Origin of the sequence: Streptomyces phyllanthi (genome assembly GCF_009377205.1) — a bacterium.
Lineage (GTDB): Bacteria > Actinomycetota > Actinomycetes > Streptomycetales > Streptomycetaceae > Streptomyces > Streptomyces phyllanthi.
The window spans coordinates 1-1,621 of sequence record NZ_VJZE01000875.1; the positions used below are offsets into that span (position 1 = coordinate 1).

The window sequence follows — 1,621 nt, forward strand, 5'->3', positions numbered from 1 at the left end:
CCCACGGGCAGATCGTGACGGTCTTCAACCCGGTCAGCTTCATGACGGTGTGCCCCACCACCGCCCCGGCCAGACTCTGCACGGCCCGAGGCGCCGAAATACCGGGCAACCGCGCCCGCTCCGCCGCGGGCAGCGCCGCCAGCCGCTCGACCGCCGCTCCCAGGTCCGTCCGGTGCAGCCGCCGTTCCACGAACGGCCCGTGCCGCCCGGGCGCGGCCCCGCACAGCCGTCCGAGCTGCTGAAACGTCCGTGAGGTAGCCACGGCGGTGCGCGGCCCCTCCCACCGGATCCGCGCGGCCACGTCCCGCAGCTGATGGCGGACCTTCCGCCGCAGCGCCTTCACGCTCTCGGCCGACGGCGGGTCCTCCCCCTGGAAGAACTCGTGCGTCAGCCGTGCGGCCCCCAGCGGCAGCGAGGCCGCGAACTCCGGCAGCCGCCCCCGCCCGAACGCCACTTCCAGCGAGCCCCCGCCGATGTCGAGCAGCGCCAGCGGGCCCGATCTCCAGCCCATCCACCGCCGCGCCCCGAGGAACGTGAGTTCCGCCTCCACCTCGCCCGGCAGTGTGCACAGCCGGATCCCGGTCTCGGCATGCACGGTCCGCAGCACCTCAGGGCGGTTCGGCGCGCTGCGCACCACGGCGGTGGCGAACGCGAACGGGCCCGCGGCGCCCCACCGTTCGGCCGTACGGCCCGCCGCCGCCACCGCCTCGGACAGCTGGTGCACGGCGGAGTCGGGGATACGGCCCCCGTGCGCCACGTGCTCGGACAGCCGTAACCGCCACTTCTTGGTGTGCACGGGCAGCGGGACGCCGCCAAGGGCGTCCGCCACCACGAGCCGGACGGTGTTCGATCCCACATCCACCACGCTGATCCGCATGGCCACGGAGTACCCCGAAGCAGTCACGGCACGCGTGCTCCACGTACGGATGTGCAGCGCAAGGGCGCGTACGAGCCACGCACCCGCGCTCGGGGGCGCGGGCCGTGCGCCCCGACCGCACGCCGACGGAAGGCGCACACCCCGATCATGAGGCGCAGGCTTTATTGCATATGATGTGCAGGTGCGTGAATTCAGCATCAGGAAAGCAGGCCCCGACGACCTCGACAGTGCCCGCACGGTGATGCTCGACACCGTCCACCGGGACTTCGGCACGGGCTACGTGCCCCGCTGGCACGGCGACATCATCGACCTCCACGGCGCGTACGTCGCTCCCGTCCGCCACACCCTGCTGGTCGCCGTCGACGAGCGGGACGGGGAGGTCGTGGCCACCGCCGCGCTCGACTCCCGGGGACCGGCGCACCCGCCCAACCCCCGTTGGCTGGCCGAACGTTACCCCTCGGGCAGTACCGCACAGCTGCGGCGGGTCTACGTACGTCCCGAGCACCGGCGACGCGGCCTGGCCCGTCGACTGGTCGCCGCGCTCCTGGACTTCGCGGCGGCGGACGGCGGTTACCGGTCCGTCTATCTGCACACCGACCCGGGCGTGCCCGGAGCCGAGGCCTTCTGGCGGTCGCTGGGCGAGGTCGTGTGCGACGAACGGGAGGAGACCGGGCAGCGGGTCGTGCACTTCGAGGTCCCAACGGTCCACCCCACCGCGCGGGTTCTCGCGGCATCCCCCCGAGG

2 protein-coding genes are annotated in these 1,621 nt (G+C 73.3%); one reads left to right on the plus strand and one right to left on the minus strand.

Annotated features, from left to right (window positions below):
• On the minus strand, window positions 1–877 hold an 877-nt coding region (locus tag FNH04_RS45775), incomplete at its 3' end, for a Ppx/GppA phosphatase family protein (protein WP_152792118.1).
• A 181-nt stretch (window positions 878–1,058) separates the two neighbouring features.
• On the opposite strand from FNH04_RS45775, the gene FNH04_RS45780 reads away from it, so the two are divergent.
• Window positions 1,059–1,621 (plus strand): GNAT family N-acetyltransferase (locus FNH04_RS45780; RefSeq protein ID WP_322725758.1); only part of this gene is annotated, 563 nt, incomplete at its 3' end.